Raw genomic sequence first — 272 nt, 5'->3', positions numbered from 1 at the left:
CCACGGATTGAGGCTCAGTATGGAGAAGAGCGGATCCCCGAGCCGACCGCCCGCGAATGAGAACGAGAAGTCGGGGAGCAGCGCCAGCTTCGCCGCTTCCTCCTGACGAAACGCGGCAAGCACCTCGCGCTCTGCGGCGACGAGGTCGGGCCGGCGTTCGAGCAGGGCTACGGGCAGGCCCGTCGCAGGAGCTACCGGCAGGAGCGGATAGGGTGTTGCAAGTTCGATCCCCGGGGCAGGATAGCGCCCGAGCAGCACTTGCAGCCCGGGGC

General features: G+C 68.4%; 1 protein-coding gene. It reads right to left on the bottom strand.

The genetic code is table 11. The features are described 5' to 3' along the window. On the bottom strand, window positions 1-272 hold a 272-nt coding region (locus SB822_RS57185), incomplete at both ends, for a TolC family protein (RefSeq protein WP_410859115.1).

The sequence above is a fragment of the Paraburkholderia sp. SIMBA_054 genome, from assembly GCF_046534875.1.
GTDB classification, from domain to species: Bacteria; Pseudomonadota; Gammaproteobacteria; order Burkholderiales; family Burkholderiaceae; genus Paraburkholderia; species Paraburkholderia hospita.
The sequence above is the reverse complement of the archived record's forward strand: the minus strand, read 5'-3'. Positions and strand labels throughout refer to the sequence as shown.